Below are 19,737 nucleotides of genomic sequence, written 5' to 3'. Positions count from 1 at the left end.
CTGAACCGGAAGTCGAACCGACTCCTGAACCGGAAGTGGAACCCGAACCGGAAGTTGAACCGACTCCTGAACCAGAGGTGGAACCCGAACCGGAAGTCGAACCGACTCCTGAACCGGAACCGACTCCTGAACCGGAAGTCGAACCGACTCCTGAACCGGAAGTGGAACCCGAACCGGAAGTGGAACCGACTCCCGAACCGGAAGTGGGGGTTGAACCTACTCCTGAAGCACAACCGCAACCACAACCGCAACCACAACCGCAACCACAACCGCAACCGCAACCGCAACCGGAACCGGAAGAGACTCCTATTGCTGGACCTGTTCCTGTACCGGAAACTACTCCAGAAAGCAACCTTCAACCAGAGTCGGAATTAACTCCAGTGGTGACACCAAGACTAATACAACCATTAGACATCAGTGGTAGTATTAATATCCCATTGGTAAATATTCCCAGTTTGAATATTGATTCAATCCGCTTAATTAATGTGACTGAGGAGACCCTAGAAGGAACGGAAGCCGACGACTTCAAAGTGGGTACATCGATGGCTGAATCGATATATGGACGGGGTGGAAATGACACGATTTTTGGAATGGGAGGAGACGATAATTTAGAAGGAGGATTTGGGAATAATCTGTTGTGGGGAGGTGAAGGTAATGACTTCATCTTGGGAGGACCGGGAAATGATACTTTATATGGCGGTCAAGGTGATGATTTCCTGTTGGGAGGAGAAGGAAATGATGTAATTTGGGGAGACATCGGAAATGATACTATTGACGGCGGCGAGGGAGATGATTTAATCTTCGGCGGCGAGGGAGATGATTTAATCCTGGGAGGATTTGGGAATAATACGATTTATGGGGGTCAAGGAAATGATACTATCCACGGAGGAGATGGTAATGATTTAATCTTCGGAAATCAAGGAGCTGATTACCTACAAGGAAATCAGGGTAATGATACGATTTATGGAGGTCAAGACAATGATACTCTGTTAGGAATTGCGGGTAATAATCTCCTGTTGGGAAATCTCGGAAATGATTTTCTGGTAGGTGGTTTAGAATCTGATACTCTCTATGGCGGTCAGGGAAATGATACGCTAATTGGCGGGGATGGAGATGATTTCCTGAGTGGTGATAAGGGTAATGATCTTCTGATTGGGGGTGCAGGTCGCGATACTTTTGCGATCGCTTACGGACAAGATACGATCGCTGATTTGGAAGTGGGTGTTGACCAAATCTGGATCACGGCAGCTCTAGATCCTCGACAATTAGCGATCGCTCAAATTGACACCGGATCTCAAATCATCATCGCCGACACCGGAGAGGTCTTAGCCTTCTTAAATGGAGTGGAAGCGACTACCATAGATATAGAAGATTTTACCTTCTTCTAATTCGATGACCCCATCCATCTTCAAAATCATATATTTGCCACACTTAACCGATTTCGGTAAAGTAAACCAAAGGTAAATATTTGTCAATATGAAATTGAAGATTCTACTCACAACTGTGCTGGTGGTTTTCTGCGCTTGGGTGATACCAGTCCAAGCCGCAGAACCCCTCAAAACCTATTCCCTGAACATCCTACCAGAGATGTCCAGACAGAGCATCAAACTTGATCCCCCTGTCACCCAGATGACTGTCAGGATACTAAAGCCTGGAGATGTGGCTATTCCCTGTGGTGATGGTCAACAGACCTATACCTGCACTTCTGGGAAACTCCTCTGGATTCAATCTGACCAGGATCAGCCTATCAGCCAATTTTGGGGTCAGAATACGGCAGAAAAGCCTGTATATCTGACCCTAGAGGTTTTTCAGCAGCTATAGTCTCGAGAAGTTTAAGATGATTCGTCAAATTTGACGATGTGCAATCACTGCATAAAACGGGTCGCCGCCACCGAGTCCTAACATTTGCAAGACCGGGGGGACAGATGACTGATTGATAATTACTTCAGGGACGCTGAAGCCGGGTAATTCCCCACTACGGACTGAGTTAAAGTAGCTTTCTACGAGTTTGACTCGCTGGGGTTCTGTTCCGTCTCGCCATGCGGCGATCGCTTTTTGAAAAAACATCCGGTTAGAGAAACTCACAATCACCACTCCCCCCGGTTTTAAGACACGATGAATTTCACTAAATACGGCTTCAGGATACTGTAAATACTGTACTGATACGCAGATTAACACGGCATCAAATTCGCGATCGCCTAATGGTAATTTCGGGTCTTTATTCAGATCCTGAACAAAATAATGGTTCAGTTGACGGTTACGCGCCAACTCCTCCTCATTCATACCGTGTCCCTCTACATGGGAGAATTTCCGATCATCCGGGAGATGAGACACCCAGCTACTCATCAAGTCCAACACTCTGCTATTGTCTGAAAGGCGATCGCTATATAACCCCCTTAACCTATCAATAAATCCCTCGTCAACATGGGTCACAAATCGCGGATACTCATAAAATAATCTATCCTCGGTTTCGTCTAGTTTACTCCGTTGCTTCCCTGGTAACAACATCCCTAAATTTCTCCTATCCTAGATGATTCTCAAGTTTAACCTAACTATTAATTAAATTTAATCTCTATTGGTTACACTAGCCGCAAATTCTGAGGGTGAAGCCGTGACCGTTATCAAGATTATTCTCATAGCCGTGGTCTTACTATTGACCGGGGATTTCATCTCAACTTTTTTCTATCATGTCCCTGAACATATTTTCGGGAAATATCATGGCGCTGTTCATCATAGCCATAACCGCAGTTTTATTCGCTATGCGATCGCTACCCAAAATCCCCTCGTTTTAATTACTGGATTCTTAGCCGCCTTTCCCTATCTCCTCTTTTTACCTATCTTTGGGTCGATTTCTCCCACCGGTACTATCCTGGGTTTAGTTTTAGCACAATCTCATGTACAATTTCGTCATCTTTCCCCCACTACATGGACTACACCCAACACCATAAACTACATCTGTAAACTTCTCTGTATCACCACCCCAGAAAGACATTGGCAACATCATCGTAACTCCCGAATTGCCTACGGTGATATCTTTACATTCTACGATAAACCTGCTCAATTGTGGTTTAAATTTCTCCTACAATTTAAGCAGAAAATGTCATCCCAATTATAATGGGTAATTAACCATCAATCATTACTTCCCTATTCCTTGATCGCTGCTGCTTTAGCATACTTTGATTAATGCAAATATCATAAAATGGCGTTTTTGTCAATACCCCTAAAAAGGCTGGCCAACTTTAGCGCGAAAACTCGTGCATCGCCAGCTTAATCTTTTGGTCAGAGAATAATTTTAATCGCGACAGGATAGGGGTTGTAGCCTTTATTTTTGCATATAGACAGGGTAAGCCCTTGGGATCCATTTCTTTTAGGATACCACAACCCCTATAATCTCGTCAACTTTTGGCGAGCAATTGGCAATTAAATTGTATTAATTCTTAACATTCTTGAGAAAATCAAATCTATCTCACCGGAGAAATTAGCAAAACCTATTAAACATTGGGCTTAGAAAAGGGTTGACTGGGACGAAAACGAATAGGAGTATTTTCAATGAGTTGGTAAATGGTGGCTAAAGTATCTGACCGAGAGAGTTCATAGCGGGTAATCAGAAATTGTATAATCTCAAAACTGGGAGTATCAACCCAGTAATAGGCGCCGTGAACATCAATTTTATTAGCAAAGTATAAGAGGGCATTTACTAAATCTATGGGTAAAGCCGTCCCGGCGTTTAACTTCCATTTAACGCCATTTATCTTAGACATTTGGGAACAGTCGAAGTAGTTAAACTTTTCAAACAAATCATAAGCGGAGGTAGGTTCAACGGCAGCCTGAGAATTGACCATAATCCGAATAAATGGTCGATATTCCTCTTGGTCATCATGTGTTTTAACTGTTTTTAGGTAAACATTTCCCAAGCGTAAGCCAGACATAGCGACGCTGGGTTCACTAAACCAATTACCCAAAACAGAAAGGTAACGCAGGACGAGATCGCGATCGCTAGAAAACAAATAAATTTCCCGACAGCGGAGAATAGCGGATCGCACATAATTATTGCGTCCCTCCCGCAAAAATTCTAAGGGGATATCTGGAGCAGATAAAATCAAGCGGTCAAGGCGCAAGTATTCCCCCATATCATTGCCTTGTTGAACTAAGCGATCCTCTTTCCCAAAGCGATCGGATAGAATTCGCAGAACATTAACCACCAATAGGCAGCCCATGCTATGACCAATCAGATTAACGTTCAAGGTAGGGAGGGGGGATAATCGCGGTTGTTCCCCCGGTAAAAAAGGCATAGAAGCATAGGGATTATCTCCCAGCGCCTTATCAAGTCGCCAGAAGAACTCTGCTAGGTCTGGTGCGCCGTAGTGAATAATGCGATAGCGATCGCGCTGATAGACGACAATCCGCAGCAACTGGAATAGGAATAGCCACAGAAGAAACACGCTGAAAGCCACCCACAGCCATTGGCTAATTAAACCAGCCAGAGCATCCCAGGTTATCCATTGCCACAGGGAATCAACAATCGGTTTAATTCCCCATATTGTCAACAGGGGGGCTATTAATAAGCCTAGGACAAAATATAACACAGAGCCGCCCCCAAAAGCTGCGAGAGCCAGACCTACGAGAAACTTTAAAGAAATCCCCCAATAGCGGAAAGGGTCAGTCCATAGACCGGGACTCAAAATCGGTCTTTCTCCCGGCCAGCGATAGCCGATATAGACACTTTTTTCTTCCAAGGTTCCCACCTGATTAATGGGTCCTTTGAGGGAAAGAGACTCCGCCTCATTCACAAAAGCGGGGTAGAACCTTTCTGGGGGGGTGGCATAGCCGTGGGTACGGAGGGTAATGCGATTAAAATTCGCCAAGCGCATCATCTGACCTAGTTCAGCGATATTGAACAGGGGACGAAAGCGATCGCGACTGGGTAATTGGCGGTCAACATTTAGGGAACTCGGGGCGGTGCTGACCACTAAAAAAATATTGCTATGGTAGCGATCGGCATAAACTTCAAAGTTGCGACTGATCGCCTGAGTAAATTCTCGATTATGCCAACTATTGAGAGTGCGGATCACATAATCCTCATTTACCTGAGTCTCAAAGCCTGGGTATTCCAGGAGGTTACAAGACGATCGCAACACCGAGGCGATCTCTGCTTCGGAAGTGTAACCCCCATAGGTCGGCAGTCCCTCCACAGTCCCGGGTTTGGTATTGGGGGGATATGGGTAGCCAAGCTGGACAATGCGAGCTTTCGTCCAAGCGTCTGAAAACGGAGCGGTATTCCGAACAATTGATTCTAACCATCGGCGATCGTTTTCCAAGGTATCGCGATGCCAATAGAAGGGTAGGGTTTGGTAGCTGCGCTCAGTTCCCATATTGATTATCTATGAGTTATTGGGAGTTATATTATCAAACCGCAATTTAGCATTTTTGGCAATATCCCGCCGTCACCAACCCCTGGGTCTGTTTCTTCCCTAAGACATAAATTTTATCGGTTCCCAAAAACTAATGCGATCGGCTAGAAGCCTTAAATAATAGGAAAATTTCCACACTTAACATCAGGGATCAAGGAAACTTAGCCTTTCAATAACTCAAAACAGGTGATATATTATGAAGGCTTTTTGAGTCTGTTGTGGTGTTCAGAGCCTATCCTAAGCCTATTTCCCTTAGATGATAACCACCATCATAGCCACTCAATTCACTATAAACGGGGATAAAAACCATGTAAAACAATTGAACATTTGATTGTGCATCTTGTCAATATTGAAGGCTCCATAGATTATGAAAAGCCTCAAGTTGTCAGCTTCATAAATTTAGGAATTTTTGATTTTTAGTTATGGCGAAAAATCGTGCTGTTTTCAAGCATAAACTTCCATCAGGTAAATACATCAACACCCACCGTTATCATCAGCTAAATTCTCGTCAAAAAAGGCGGATTAATTACCGAATCAATTATTACCCCACCGTGACAGGAATTACTTGGTTTCTGGTAGGTTTTTTGGGATTTTTGGCTATCTACTCAGCCAAAATTAAAATCGAAAAAGATGTCGTTTCTTTGGTTAATTCACAGTCCAATAAAATCGACAAAAAGCTTCAAGCGACTAAGTTTCAGCAGATTAGTCACCGTTGGCTACTCGGTCATTCCTCTGGTGTTCATGTTCCCTTGAATACCCTATTTGCAGATTTAAACAGTCTCGGTGCTTTATCAATTTGTGCCGCCGAAGGAAACTGCGAGACCAATGGAAGACGAACTTCTCTAATTGCCGGTCATTTTGACCCAGCTACTGGCATCCTAAATAAAGGTTTTTGCAGTAACCACGGACGGGGTGGAACCCTACAGGAGGCTAACCAATGGTGTCTACAACACCTCAGATCACGGTCCTTTGTGATTGAACAGCAATTTAGGGAAGTCGGAATTAATCCTAACTCACATTTAGAAGGATTTATCAATGCGATAGATTTATGGAATCAGAGTCCCTATTTCGGCGCAAAATTTCCTCAGTTATACGCTTCTGAACTACGCGGAAGAAAAAAGGGAACTGACGCTATCCTCTCAGCCAGAGTCAACTCATTTAAAATCAATGGCAGTTATGAGCAGACAACTTTGGCTCATCCTCCTATTTGTCCATATTCCATAGATGCTAAGTCCTGTGTCAGACATGATCAGTCAAGACGCATGAATGCTATCTCTGGAGTGATGGAACATTTAGGCTTAAAATAGAGGCAATTAAGAGCAATCCCTCCATTACCTTAGCAATAAATCAACAATTGCATCTAATTCCTCACTATAGTCCTCAGCCAATTGCTGACCGACACGACGAATAGCCTGCAAATTTTCGTCAGATGACTTATCTATGGGTAGCATATTTTTATCCGTCAGGGTTGTATTTATTCTCAGATACTGTTGAGGACTTCTAGTAGCATCATAAATTTGCCTCATTTGATAATCTACGGTTTCCGCCACCCCGGTCATAATAATATCAAACAGGGGAAGTAACCATTGAAACTGACCCCAATTTCTAGCCTGTTCATAAGGATATCCCTTTTTCACGTCCCCAGTTCCCAAAGATAAAATTACCATATCTTTAGCGGTGGGATTATCTGGGAGTTTGCTACGAGCTTCCGCATAAGCACACAAGGTTGGATTATTGGCGAACACTCCCCCATCAACACAGGTATACATTTCATCACCTAAAGACCTAATTGCGGCTACCTTGAAAAAAGTCGGAGCGGCTGAGGTGGCGCGAATTACGTCTCTTACATAATAGTCTTTACTAGGACTGACTACCGCATCATGTTGAGTAAAAAAGTGGGTTTTTCTCCGAGAAATTTCATAGGAGCAAATTAAGGATGGTTTTAATAACTCGCTTAACTTTAAGTCCCCAAAAAAGTTTTGCATCATTAACTCGAATTTCTCATGGGAGTATTTTTCGTTTAACAGTCCCCAAAAGTTTTTGATGGCGTGGCTACAAGGTTGGTAAAAGATATTACGACTATTTTGGTAAAAAAAGTTCCTGGCTTCTTCCGCAGAGCATCGGGGTTTAGTGGGGTCTTGTAGGTCGGGAGATAGGTAAAGACAAGTCATAATTCCCCCGGCGCTTGTCCCAGCAAATAAATCAAAATACTCGACGAGTCTAGCTTGAGGATTGCCAGTTTTTTCCTGAATTTTATGCTCGACACTTACCAAAATTTCGGCGGGTATTAATCCTCGCAAGCCACCACCGTCAATAGAGAGAACTCTGGTAAACTCTGCCATTTGTCAAACTCCTGTTAATTATGGGATTCATTAAGCATTCCAGATTTCTCGGAGACGATCGCGAATATCTAAGAAATCTGTCCAAGCTATATAGGGCTTTTTCTGCTTATCTAAATACTCAGATAAGCGATCGCGCGCAAATACCACCGGAGCAGCGATCGCCATATTTAAGTCCGTTACCGAATCCCCGATCGCAATTTTCGGGTCACCTTTATATAACTCCATTACCCGCACTTTTGCTAGTAATTCTGTGTCCCCTTCAAACTCTGAATATACCCGCAAATTCGGTCCGTCCGTCTCCACATCCACCGCATAAATCCCCGCGACCCGATTAACTAATTCTCCTAATACTGTTTCTACCATAATCCGAATCCCCCCCGATACTACCACCAACGGCACTCCTTGGCTATCCAGAAAGTCTATTAATTCCACCAGTCCAGGACGCATTTCTTTAGTTTTTGAAAACTCGATAATCTCTCCATAAGCCCTCGAGGGTATTGATTCTAGCATCCTTCGCACCCCTGAACGTAAGCTGATCTCATGGGTGTATAGTTTCGGGATAATCTCCTCTGCTGCCTCCGGTGCGAATTGCTTTAGCATCGCCACAAAGGTCTCCTCTGCTGTAATTGTCCCGTCAAAGTCACAGAAAACAACTGGTTTCATTAATTACCCTTCACCAAAAACAAAAGCATCCTAAAGTTTACCTATCAAACTGGCATCCTGGCACTATGCACATTTTTGCTATTTTGTCAACCCCTGCCTCTGGGGCTTAAAACAATATTCGTGTCTCGCCAGCAAATTTCACTCAGGCGATCGCCCACTGCTTACCTCATATTAAATACGGCAATATAGCTGTTTCAGGTTATTTCCTGGTAGCCACAGATACTCAATAACTGCTTTTACCCACACGAAGACTAACTTTAACCTATAGACTCTACTCTATCATCCTGTTCAAGGGCTGTCAAGTGGCGTATTTTCGTGGCTTGTTGGGGCAAGAATGATAATCATTTTCACTCCATAAATTCACCAAGGTTTTGTTATTTGTATCTAACCAATCGCCAACAATAACCAAGACTTATATAAATTTCCTGGGGGTAGCTTATAGTCAAAGTTGCCATTTTCCGATCACGATAGTATCAAGTCAAATGCTGTCCCTTGACAGTCTCGCGCAGTCAAACCGGACAGTTTTTCAATCCATAGAAGATACCGATGTAGCTTTTAATATCAATAACTGACGACGAATTTTCTGGGTGTAAGCATCAAACTCATCAAGTTCTGAGGTAGTAATTATAATCCCTTTTTGAGACAACCTTTGCAGTCTATCCTGGCGTATATAGCCGGACAATTTGAAGTCAGGGTGCTTTCCGTAACCGAACCCAGAAGATACTGGTAAGTGATGTGTATGAGCTTTGGTGGTCATAGTCGAGGGCTTTCGAGTTAATCATCAACAAAGTAAGCAGTAAGTCTTTAGGCTTATTCCCAAATCTATTCTTCTTTTATACAAACAAGCCATCATATTTGAGTAGGGTATGTGACCATCTATTGACCCATGGGGGGGAGTCAACAGCAACTCAAATTCAAATTTATTTAACAATCAAGCCTAAATCTATAGCGCGCCGAAGAAGGTAGGCAGGAAAATCGATACTTGACCATTGTTCATTCAATCTATCCCCTTTGTGTCTACCCTCTAGCCTCTAACTTATAACCTCTCTCTCATTTTGTCATGAATACACGATCGCCTATTGCTATAGATTGAGACTCCCTTGTAGTCGGTGAGCATAGAATACCCACATTCCCATATTCTGATGACATTGCCTATAACCGCAAAATTGTCTGATTATCGATCGCCTCACTGGCAGTAAACCCCTCAAAATACTGTCGCGGTTGGGGGGGGAAGTCAGGAAAATCAAATCTCGCATCACCGCCAGCAATATCCGCCCAAAAATAGCGCAGACGGGGGGCCAACTCCTCGGCTTCTAATTGGGAAAGACCTAGGGGATGCCCCATTAATAACCTCATCATAAACGGAAAGGAGCGATCGCCCATCCATTCCCTAGAAATACTTGCTAAGTCAGGAAAATCGGGAACTGAGACAATGCGGTGCGACTCAATTTCCAGCTTCTGTTGACCCTGATCATCCCTGGAAAAATCGAGGATACGGTAGGGGTGAGGATAACTAACCAAAGAACCGGTAGTGATATCATAAACTCCCCGCCATTGAGCAATATCCTGTACATGGAGATGACCTGTAAAAACTAACTTAACTCCCCCCTCTTCCAGAACCTCCAACAATTGGGGAGCATTCGACAACATATAACGCCGACCTAGGGGGTTAGTAGACTGTCCGGGTAGGTGTTCAATGATATTGTGGTGAATCATCACTAACACCAATTCATCGGTGGATTTAGCCAAAACACCTTTCAGCCAATCTAGCTGCTTTTCGTCCACATATCCGATCTGATTTCCCTGTTCATCAAACCAATTGGAATTGAGACCAATTAAGCGCACTCCCGAGGTTAATTCGCAGGTGTAGTACAGACAACTCCTGTCTTGATAACCGCAGTGGGGATAGTATTCGGGAAACTCGGATAAACCAATTAGGGACCCTTCCCCTACGGCTAAAGGTACATCATGGTTTCCAGGAACTACATAAGCTGGATAGGGTAGGTTTTTTAGGCGATCGCTTAACCAAGCGTGATTGTCCCGTTCCCCGTGTTGGGTGAGATCTCCCGGTAGCAGCAGAAAGTCTATATCCAGCTTTTCCAGATGTTTAAAGACCTGTTCTAGCGCCGGAATGCTAACTTCCACTAAATGAAAGCGTTGAGGATGATCCCAAATGGTCTCAGGAAGGGCAATATGTAAGTCGCTGGCGATCGCAAATCGAAATTTTAGAACCATAATCTAATACTTTATCATGCAGAACTCTCAGTTTTGATCTAAACTAGAAGCAGGGTTATGGCAAATAAACGGATATGGTTGATTACTTGCGTCGTCCCATCTTAGTTGGTGGTATTGGGTTATCTGTGGTTCTCTGGCTGTGGGATACAGTGGGTGAGTCGGCGGTGGAATTGGGAGAAACAGCAATTTTTGGGGCGATCGCTTTAGGCGGTGGTCTCTGGTGGCTACAGCGAAAACTTCCTCAGTCCGACCAGAACACGAAAAATTCCCCCCCTATTAGTCGGGAAGTGACCCAAGCGGCTATTGAGGAAACGGAAACCTTAATTGATCAGTTAGCGAATCAAGCGGAAACTCTCCTAGGGGGAAATGACCTCTCACCGACTCTGGCTGATTGGCGAAAGCAAGTGGCTGACTTACACACAGCTATTGATAGACAAGATTTATACCTGGCTATTACCGGGAAACCACAAGTTGGGAAAACTTCCTTAAAAACAGTTTTAGAAACCACTACCTGGACTCAGAAACATTTAACTATTACGGAAGTTGACCCGGACTCCTCGGACCATTTGCTAACCGCTGATTTAGTTGTCTTTTTGGTAGATGGTGATCTGACTGAACCTGAATATAAAACCCTTGGGAATTTGTGCGATCGCCAACGCACCCTATTGGTTTGGAATAAACAAGACCAATGTCCTTTGGAACATCAGGTAGTCGTTTTAGAAAAACTGCGCCAAACCATGGCTAACCAATTGGCGGCGACTGATATCATTGGTATTTCCGCTTCTCCGAGTCCCATTAAGGTCCGCCAATACCAGGATGAAAATTCCGTTCAAGAATGGATGGAAACACCATTACCGCAAATGGAAACACTTACCGAAAATCTCGATCGCCTTTTGACCGAGACAGGTGAGGCTTTAGTTGTGGCCACCACCTACCGAAAAGCGATCGCACTTCAGCAGACCGTTAAAACCCATTTAAACACAATTCGCCGCCAGCAAGCCATCCCCACCATAGAACAATATCAATGGGTCGCTGCTGCTGCTGCTTTTGCTAACCCAGTCCCCGCCTTAGACCTTCTCGCCACCGCTGCCATTACTTCTCAGTTAGTGCTAGACTTAGGGAAAGTCTACGGTTGCCAATTTTCCCTCGAACAAGCACAGCAACTCGCTAAAACTCTCGGTTCCCAAATGGTAAAACTAGGCTTGGTCGAGTTATCCACCAAAACCTTAACAACCCTCCTCAAAACTAACACCGTCACCTATGTGGCTGGGGGAGTTATTCAAGGTGTCACGGCGGCTTATCTAACTCGCATTGCTGGCTTGAGTTTAGTTGAGTATTTCCAAACCTGCGAAACCGGAAACAACTTTTCCTTAAATATCGAGTCCTTCTCAAATACCCTCAAGTCCGTATTCCAAAATAACCAGCAGTTGTCAACATTACAGAGTTTTGTCGGACAGGCTACTAGCCATATTATCTCACCCAGGGAAGTTTCCCCAACTAGCCCTTTATCTGCGAAGTGATAACAGCGGCGGCGGGTCGATTAAACCAAGTCCCAAAAGGGAAGTTAAGTCTACCCGCCAAAAACCGCCTATATATCGAAGCAATCAAGAAAGGGGAAGGTTAATCAAAATTTCCCTTCCTCCCACCCCCATAATATCATGATTAACCCTCAACTGTCAACTCTTAACGCCGTCTGTGGTTGGACATAATCAGCGAGTTGAATGGAAACTGGCGAAGAATGCCAGATCTGATCGCAGTATTCTCGGATAGCGCGGTCAGAAGAGAATTTACCACAACGCGCGGTATTGAGAATGGACATTTTCAACCAACGATCGCGATCGCACCAAACCCGAGAAATGCTATCCTGGCAGTCAAGATAGGATTGGTAGTCAGCAAATAGCATATACTGGTCTTGGTGTAGCAGGGAATCAATCAGAGGCTGAAATAGGGTGCTGTCTTCATCAGCAAAATGACCAGACCCAATCAGATCGATAATCTCCTTGAGTTGAGAATTGCCATAATAATAATCCCAGGGATTATAACCCTCAGCCTTGCGCTGGTAAACCTCATCAGCAGTCAAGCCAAAGCGAAAGAAATTCTCTTGACCAACCTCTTGGCAGATCTCAATATTAGCAGCATCCCAAGTTCCTATGGTCAAAGCACCATTAAGGCAGAACTTCATGTTACCAGTCCCAGAGACTTCCTTACCAGCAGTAGAAATCTGTTCAGAGAGATCAGCAGCCGGATAGAGGATTTGGCATAGTACATTATAGTCTGGAAGGAACACAACTTTCAAGCGATCGCCCACATCTGGATCATGGTTAATCACCTCAGCCACGGAGTGAATCAACTTAATCATTAATTTTGCCATAAAATACCCCGGAGCCGCCTTCCCGGCGAAAATAAACGTGCGAGGGGCAATATTTACAGTCGGGTCTTGCTTAATCCGGTGATAAAGAGTAACAATGTGCAGGATATTCAGATGCTGTCGCTTGTATTCATGAATAGGCTTCACCTGAACATCAAACAGAGACTCTGGGTTAACCGTCACCCCCAAACGCTGTTGAATATGACCAGCCAGAGAACGTTTTAGATCTAGTTTAACCTGTCCCCAACGATAGCGAAAATCCCCATCGTCTGCGAAGCCTTCTAACTGGCGCAAATCATCTAAATGGGTAATCCAATGTTCCCCAATTTTTTCAGAAATCAACTTAGTCATACCCGGGTTATTTTGGACTAACCAACGTCGTGGCGTTACCCCATTAGTTTTATTGCTGAACTTGTGGGGGAACAATTCATAAAAATCTCCCAGAGTATCTTTAGTCAACAATTCCGTATGTAATTCGGCTACCCCATTAATAGAGTGACTCCCCAAACAAGCCAGGTTAGCCATTCTTATATAACGTTCTCCCGTTTCATCAATTAATGAAAGTCTGGCAATTTTATGACCATCACGACCATTACTATTACGGACTTCTTCTAAAAAGCGGCGGTTAATCTCATAGATAATTTCTAGGTGTCGGGGAAGTAGACGACCCAACAAATTTACTGGCCACTTTTCTAGGGCTTCTGGTAGTAAAGTGTGGTTGGTGTAAGAGAAAGTTTGTTGAGTGATTTCCCAAGCATCATGCCACTGGATATCATGTTCATCCATTAATAACCGCATCAATTCTACTATAGCAATAGCCGGGTGAGTATCATTGAGTTGAACCGCAAATTTATCCGGGAAGGTTTCCAGGTTACCACCGGATTTTAGATGCCAGCGAATCATGTCCTGTAAAGCACAGGAAGCCAAGAAAAATTGCTGTTCTAAACGCAGTTGTCTTCCGGGTATATGTTCATCATTAGGATAGAGAACTTTGGTGATATTTTCAGATACCACTTTTTGGTCAACCGCGCCGTAATAGTCTCCCAGATTAAATGCTTGGAAATTGAAAGACTCTGGCGCTTCTGCTTTCCACAGGCGCAGGGTGTTCACAGTATTGACTTTATAGCCACTAATAGGAGTGTCGTAGGGGATACCTTTAACTACTTGGTGAGGAACCCAAGTGGCGTGATAGTTGTCTTCTTCATCGGTGTAGCCTTCTGTATAGCCACCAAATTTGACCTCGACTGCGGCCTCGGGACGGACGATTTCCCAAGGGTTGCCTTTTTGTAGCCATTTGTCAGTTATTTCTACCTGCCAACCATCTCGGATTTGCTGTTTAAAGGTCCCAAATTCATAGCGAATACCATAACCTATAGCGGGAATTTCTAAGGTGGATAGGGAGTCCATATAGCAGGCGGCGAGACGACCTAAACTGCCATTTCCTAGACCGGGTTCTGGTTCTTGTTCCGCCAATTTTTGCAGGTCTAAACCTGACTCTTCTACGGCTTGTCGAACTTGGTCATAAATTCCCAGGTTGATTAGATGATTGACTAAGTGGGGACCCACCATAAATTCTGAGGATAGGCAAGAGACTACTTTGGTATTATCTGATAGCTGGGTGACGGTGCGAACTGTATTTAACCATCTTGGTAAAAGGCGATCGCGCACCGTGTAAGCTAGGGCTAAATAAAAGTCATTTAAGGTGGCAATTTCTGTATATTTTCCGGTGATATAAAACAGGTTATCTGCTAAGGAATGCCGCAGATTTTCAATACTAACCTGTTGTTGATTGTCGTTATCTGATGAAGTGTCTTTCATAGTTTTTACCAGTTAAATAAGTTGTGAAAATCCAGGATTTGCGAATAATTAATTTCTGCAAAAAATTCCCTATTTACAAGTTGTTAAAATTGGGATTTTTACACCTGGCTTGTATGAGATTAATCCGGATGCAATGGGAGATTTTACACCCGGGAATTATCGTCAATTTGTGCTGGGAAGTATCAGCTAATTATGAGCGTCTCGCCATTTCTTAATCACCGCTACAACTTCTGGATGATTCTCAGAAGATGCCCAAATTAAAGCCGTCCAATTGTTGTTATCCTTAACCCGAAAATTTGCACCCTTATTCAGTAACATCTCAACCATCTGCACATGACCCCTACCAGCGGCTGCCATGAATGCTGTTAAGCCAAAATCGGTCTGAGCATCAATTTCAGCCCCAGCTTGTAGTAAACTTTCAGCTATGGTTAAATGGCCCTGTGCCGCCGCCTCCATCAGCGGAGTCCAGCCATCATTATCTCCCAGGTTAACATCAGCCCCAGCCTCTATGAGATTTTGGGCGATCGCCTCTAGTCCCTGTCCTACTGCTGTCAGCATGGCGGTTGTACCATCATCACCCACAGCATTGATATCTTTTTCCGCAGCTATTAAAGCTGATAATTCCTCAATATTGCCTGTTTTGATGGCTTGAATTAACTCGGTCATAGTCGCTTTACCCTTCTTGCCCTGATGTTATTATCTCATAACCTTAGATTTTGGGAAACTACCAAAAAGCGACTTCTTAATTAATGTTTGATTTGGCTAAAAAATGGGCTATTGTATGAGTTCAATGTACGCTATGATAGCACTAAAATCATGCGATCGCAACCCCCAGACCAGACTGGGGACTGAGACATATAGCATAACAAGTCCGTAGTGCTACCATTGACCCTAATTGATTGTCCATTAGAAAAGCAGCCATGAAATCCACTCTCAATCAACAGATTCAACAGTTTTATGATGCCTCCTCCGCCCTGTGGGAAGAAATTTGGGGGGAACATATGCACCATGGCTACTACGGACCGGAAGGGAATCGGAAAACGGAAAGACGACAGGCGCAAATTGACCTGATCGAAGAATTGCTAAAGTGGGGACTTGATGAGGGAACTCAAACGACTAAGATTTTAGACGTAGGTTGTGGCATTGGGGGGAGTAGTCTTTATTTAGCCGAAAAGTTTAACGCCAGAGTCACAGGCATCACTCTCAGCCCGGTACAAGCCCAACGAGCAGGCGATCGCGCCGCCGAAGCTAGATTAAGTGAAAATGTGAATTTCCAGGTTGCCAACGCCCTAGAAATGCCCTTTGAGGACGAATCCTTTGACCTGGTGTGGTCTCTGGAAAGTGGGGAACATATGCCCAACAAAATCCAATTTTTGCAAGAATGCCACCGAGTCCTCAAACCCGGTGGCACGTTTTTAATGGCTACTTGGTGTCATCGCCCCCTAGGGGGAGAGCAAGGACAACTAACAGACGCAGAACGTCGCCACCTCGCCCAAATTTACCAAGTTTATGCCCTACCCTATATAATCTCATTGCCAGAATATCAAGCGATCGCTACTCGGGTAGGGTTTAATGACATTGACACCGCCGACTGGTCAAAAGCGGTCGCCCCCTTCTGGAATCTAGTCATTGATTCCGCCTTTGACCCCGCAGCCATTTTCGGTTTACTCACCAGCGGACCTTCAACCATCAGAGCGGCATTATCCCTCGGATTAATGAGTCAAGGATATGAACAGGGTTTAATTCGGTTTGGACTACTGCGGGGGACTAAATAATCTAGCCTTGACTAGACAATGTAAGGAGAGTTGATCGCCTCAGCGCGCCCAGTGGCTACCAGAGTTTGATAGAGAATTGCCGAAATTTCCGCACGGGTAATATCCCGTTGAGGAGCGAGGGTAGTCCGAGTTGGATAGTTAACAATAATCCTTCGTTCTGTGGCAGTAGCGATCGCATCTGTAGCATAACTAGGAATCTGACCGCGATCGGTGTAACCATTCAAAGAATTAGGATTACCACCAGTCAACTTGAGACCATTAATCAATGATACCACCGCCTGAGCCCGGTTCAAATTCTCATTAGGTCGGAAAGTGCGATCGGGGAAACCCGCCAAAAATCCCGCCCGGTTGGCTTGTTCAATAGCCATTTTCCCCCAGAAATCAATAGCCACATCCCTAAATGCAGTCGCCTGCTGAATAGGAGCCATATCAAACGCCTTCGCCAGCAAAGCCGCGTGTTGCGCGCGAGTTAAATTCTCATTAGGTCGGAAAGTACCATCAGGGAAGCCACTGATAATATTCATATCAGTCAAGCGCACAATAAACTCTCGCGCCCAATGTCCGGTAATATCACTAAAGCGATCGCTTCCCGGAGGTGGAGTCGGAGTCGGAGTCGGACTGGGACTCGGACTCGGACTGGGACTCGGACTCGGACTGGGACTGGGACTGGGACTCGGACTGGGACTGGGACTGGGAGTCACATTAGCACTAAAATCAATATTTCCCTTCGTGTTAGTGGGGTTAATCTGATTTCCTACAGACACCAAAGTAAACTTCCCAGCATTCTGGACATCATACTTACCATTATTGCGGAAAATATTACCCCCCGCATCTTGAGGGCTACCCAAATCTGGAAAAGCATCTGCAATGACAGTCAAACCATCCTGAAGATTATTCTCAATCAGATTTTTCCGCAACACAGGCTTAGAACTACCCGAAAGTACAAGACCAGTGCGGTTGTTATAAATATGGTTGTCGCTAATCAGCGGAGCCGCAGAGGCTTGAACAGCGATCGCAAATCCAGTATCCTGTAGCTTGTTTCCGCGAATTTCTCCCTTAGCATTTCCCGCCAAAGCGATACCATTACCAGCATTTTTTTCAAAGTGGCTAGTCAAAATCTGAGGGATAGCAGTTCCGGTGACAAAAACCCCCTCCCGCTTGGAGTTAAAAAACCGACAATTAGCCACCACACAATAAACCGACTCGATCCAAACAGCAGTGCCGCGAATTTCCTCATTAGTCACACTCACACCGCGCAGGGTCGAGTTATTTTCCATGACAATAGTTACATTTTGTCCCGCCGCACTAGGACTAGCAAATCGACCACTTCCAGTAATTTGAGTCCCATTACCTTGGCTAGACTCATTACCGATCAACGTGACACCAGAGATCACATACAACGGGAAAGTCTCCCCTGTAGCTGCCGTATAAGTTCCCGGAGCCACTTGTACCACAGTTCCCGCCGTCGCCTGTTGTAAGCCACGGGTGATAGTTTTGAAAGGAGCAGAAGCCGTACCCGCCGCCGAATCATTACCTGTAGATCCGTTAACATGGATAGTAGTGGGTGAGGAAGTCGGAGCGCTCTGAGCCACCACATTGATATTACCCTGAACTCGGCCAGCACTGAGCAAATTACCAAAAGAGGCGATCGCCACTGAGCCAGCATGATTAATATCAAACCCGCCATTATTGCGAATCATATTACCACCCGATTCGCTGGCGCTACCCAAATCAGGAGCCGCATTATTAGTAATTACAACACCATCGCCAGTGTTGCGCTCAATCAAATTACGTCGTAGAATAGGGCGAGAGTTACCAGCAATTAGGAGACCCGAGCGATTTTCAAAAAGCGTGTTATCACTAATGCGGGTCTGAACTTCACCCTTAACCGAAATACCATAGCCCGTATTTTGGAAGGAATTGTTGCGTACTTCCCCTTGAACATTACCCTCCAGCGAGAGGCCATAGCCTTCATTTTCCACAAAGGCATTACTGAGGATATTAGGATAGCCATTACCCGTAGCGTAAATTCCCTCGCGCCGACAGCGGGTAAATGTGCAGTGTACAATATTAGGCGAGGTAGACTCGACCCAAACTCCCGTACCCCTCACTTGGTTATTAGTTACTGTCACCCCCCGCAGTTCAGCGTTGGTAGCCATCACGATAGTAACTTCTTGGCCGCCTGTACTAGGGCTACTATGGCGACCACTACCTTCAATCAAAATCCCGCTTCCGGTTCCCGATTCATTTCCCACCACAGTGACCCCGCTAGGAATCATAATTGGGAACTGTTCCCCAGTAGCGCTATTATAGGTTCCAGTTTCTAATTGAATGAAAGTTCCTGATTCAACTTTAGCGCAGGCTGCCGTCAGAGTTTTGTAGGGAGATGATTGGCTCCCGTCGCCCTGATCGTTGCCAGTAGATGGATTAACGTAAACTGTTGCCATAATTCTATTGTTGTTGGTGTTGCCAATTTCTGCAATATTTTCGGTAGCTGTTAAACCGCCTAGTTGATGGCACTTGCCACCAGTAACGTGGCGGATTTAGCGGTAGTGGGGGTTCTGTCTGACCCACAATCGGGAAACCATCGCGCACCATTAGGGGTCGAGAATGGAGTCGCCTCCATTCCCTCCCATTCAGAACCGTGCGTGAAAGTTTCCCTTCACACGGCTCCTAGTCTGACTGTTCCATTGTTAAGGATACAGCTTTGGCGTTGTTTAACGCCGTTTTATCATCGTGACAGTGGCGGTGTAATAGTTGAAGATTCTTATATTCATCCTTTCCACCTTGGCTTCGAGGTATAATGTGGTCAACTTCAACTAAATCCGATGGTGCGAAATACTGTCCACACCAGGTACACCTCCCCTTTTGCTTCTTGAGTAGTTTGGCTACTCTAATTGGCGTATCAATTGCTTGTCCTTTCCTGGTTGCCCAGTAAGTCCAATTTCCGTCGTATGGTGTTGCTTCCGGGCGTATTAGGGTATGTCTGACAATTGGAGTCCAGTTATGTTTCCATAATTGAATTCCATCCTTAGTCTTGAATAACCAAGTTTCATGTCTTTCTTTTCCGTTGCTAAGTTTAACCGTTCCTTTGTGGAAGTAGTTTCCTAGCTTTTCGTAACTTG

16 protein-coding genes are annotated in these 19,737 nt (G+C 44.8%); 6 read left to right on the top strand and 10 right to left on the bottom strand.

All coding sequences use genetic code 11. The features are described from left to right. Together P5683_RS08175 and P5683_RS08170 are read left to right on the top strand one after the other, a co-directional pair. Positions 1-1,388: calcium-binding protein (locus P5683_RS08175; RefSeq protein ID WP_315669434.1), on the top strand; the 1,388-nt coding region annotated here is incomplete at its 5' end. A gap of 88 nt (positions 1,389-1,476) precedes the next feature. Further along, positions 1,477-1,821 (top strand): hypothetical protein, encoded by a 345-nt coding sequence (locus tag P5683_RS08170; RefSeq protein ID WP_006625632.1) that lies wholly within the window; start codon positions 1,477-1,479, stop codon positions 1,819-1,821. Between the two features lie 24 nt (positions 1,822-1,845). Here P5683_RS08170 and P5683_RS08165 read toward each other — a convergent pair whose 3' ends face one another. Next, the gene (locus P5683_RS08165; protein ID WP_006625631.1) at positions 1,846-2,508 is read right to left on the bottom strand and encodes a class I SAM-dependent methyltransferase; all 663 of its coding nucleotides are present in this window, start codon (positions 2,506-2,508) and stop codon (positions 1,846-1,848) included. Positions 2,509-2,611: 103 nt separating this feature from the next. On the opposite strand from P5683_RS08165, the gene P5683_RS08160 reads away from it, so the two are divergent. Beyond that, the gene (locus P5683_RS08160; protein WP_006625630.1) at positions 2,612-3,115 is read left to right on the top strand and encodes a sterol desaturase family protein; all 504 of its coding nucleotides are present in this window, start codon (positions 2,612-2,614) and stop codon (positions 3,113-3,115) included. Positions 3,116-3,491: 376 nt separating this feature from the next. Here P5683_RS08160 and P5683_RS08155 read toward each other — a convergent pair whose 3' ends face one another. Then, a complete protein-coding gene (locus tag P5683_RS08155) occupies positions 3,492-5,372 on the bottom strand; it encodes an alpha/beta hydrolase (protein WP_046319689.1) in 1,881 nt (626 codons plus the stop codon). Between the two features lie 461 nt (positions 5,373-5,833). On the opposite strand from P5683_RS08155, the gene P5683_RS08150 reads away from it, so the two are divergent. Next, on the top strand, positions 5,834-6,718 hold the full coding sequence (locus tag P5683_RS08150) for a hypothetical protein (protein WP_048895070.1): 885 nt from the start codon (positions 5,834-5,836) through the stop codon (positions 6,716-6,718). Between the two features lie 24 nt (positions 6,719-6,742). Here the strand turns inward: P5683_RS08150 and P5683_RS08145 are convergent, their stop codons facing one another. The 4 genes from P5683_RS08145 to P5683_RS08130 form a co-directional block, all read right to left on the bottom strand. Beyond that, complete coding sequence (locus P5683_RS08145) at positions 6,743-7,753, bottom strand: patatin-like phospholipase family protein (protein ID WP_006670420.1); 1,011 nt, start codon at positions 7,751-7,753, stop codon at positions 6,743-6,745. 30 nt (positions 7,754-7,783) lie between these two features. Further along, a complete protein-coding gene (locus tag P5683_RS08140) occupies positions 7,784-8,416 on the bottom strand; it encodes an HAD-IB family phosphatase (RefSeq protein ID WP_006625625.1) in 633 nt (210 codons plus the stop codon). Between the two features lie 526 nt (positions 8,417-8,942). Beyond that, positions 8,943-9,173, bottom strand: coding sequence for a hypothetical protein (locus P5683_RS08135; protein ID WP_046319685.1), 231 nt, complete (start codon positions 9,171-9,173; stop codon positions 8,943-8,945). A gap of 395 nt (positions 9,174-9,568) precedes the next feature. After that, complete coding sequence (locus tag P5683_RS08130) at positions 9,569-10,651, bottom strand: metallophosphoesterase (RefSeq protein WP_008050856.1); 1,083 nt, start codon at positions 10,649-10,651, stop codon at positions 9,569-9,571. Positions 10,652-10,725: 74 nt separating this feature from the next. Between P5683_RS08130 and P5683_RS08125 the strand changes: the two genes are divergently transcribed. After that, positions 10,726-12,171, top strand: coding sequence for a DUF697 domain-containing protein (locus tag P5683_RS08125; RefSeq protein WP_315639639.1), 1,446 nt, complete (start codon positions 10,726-10,728; stop codon positions 12,169-12,171). Between the two features lie 149 nt (positions 12,172-12,320). Here the strand turns inward: P5683_RS08125 and P5683_RS08120 are convergent, their stop codons facing one another. Both P5683_RS08120 and P5683_RS08115 read right to left on the bottom strand, forming a co-directional pair. Beyond that, positions 12,321-14,837: a glycogen/starch/alpha-glucan phosphorylase gene (locus tag P5683_RS08120; RefSeq protein WP_046319680.1), complete on the bottom strand. Its 2,517-nt coding sequence runs from the start codon at positions 14,835-14,837 to the stop codon at positions 12,321-12,323. A gap of 186 nt (positions 14,838-15,023) precedes the next feature. Continuing rightward, positions 15,024-15,503 carry an ankyrin repeat domain-containing protein gene (locus P5683_RS08115; RefSeq protein WP_006670571.1) on the bottom strand — a complete coding sequence of 160 codons (480 nt, stop codon included), beginning with the start codon at positions 15,501-15,503 and terminating at the stop codon, positions 15,024-15,026. A gap of 254 nt (positions 15,504-15,757) precedes the next feature. Between P5683_RS08115 and P5683_RS08110 the strand changes: the two genes are divergently transcribed. Beyond that, the gene (locus P5683_RS08110) at positions 15,758-16,612 is read left to right on the top strand and encodes a methyltransferase domain-containing protein (RefSeq protein ID WP_006625616.1); all 855 of its coding nucleotides are present in this window, start codon (positions 15,758-15,760) and stop codon (positions 16,610-16,612) included. Between the two features lie 11 nt (positions 16,613-16,623). Here P5683_RS08110 and P5683_RS08105 read toward each other — a convergent pair whose 3' ends face one another. Together P5683_RS08105 and P5683_RS08100 are read right to left on the bottom strand one after the other, a co-directional pair. Continuing rightward, positions 16,624-19,059 carry a DUF1565 domain-containing protein gene (locus P5683_RS08105; protein WP_006625615.1) on the bottom strand — a complete coding sequence of 812 codons (2,436 nt, stop codon included), beginning with the start codon at positions 19,057-19,059 and terminating at the stop codon, positions 16,624-16,626. Between the two features lie 226 nt (positions 19,060-19,285). Then, positions 19,286-19,737: HNH endonuclease signature motif containing protein (locus tag P5683_RS08100; protein WP_315639638.1), on the bottom strand; the 452-nt coding region annotated here is incomplete at its 5' end.

Source organism: Limnospira sp. PMC 1279.21, assembly GCF_032349615.1.
In the GTDB taxonomy this organism is placed as follows: Bacteria; Cyanobacteriota; Cyanobacteriia; order Cyanobacteriales; family Microcoleaceae; genus Limnospira; species Limnospira fusiformis.
Note: the sequence above shows the minus strand (reverse complement) of the source record. Positions and strands in the feature narration are given on the sequence as shown.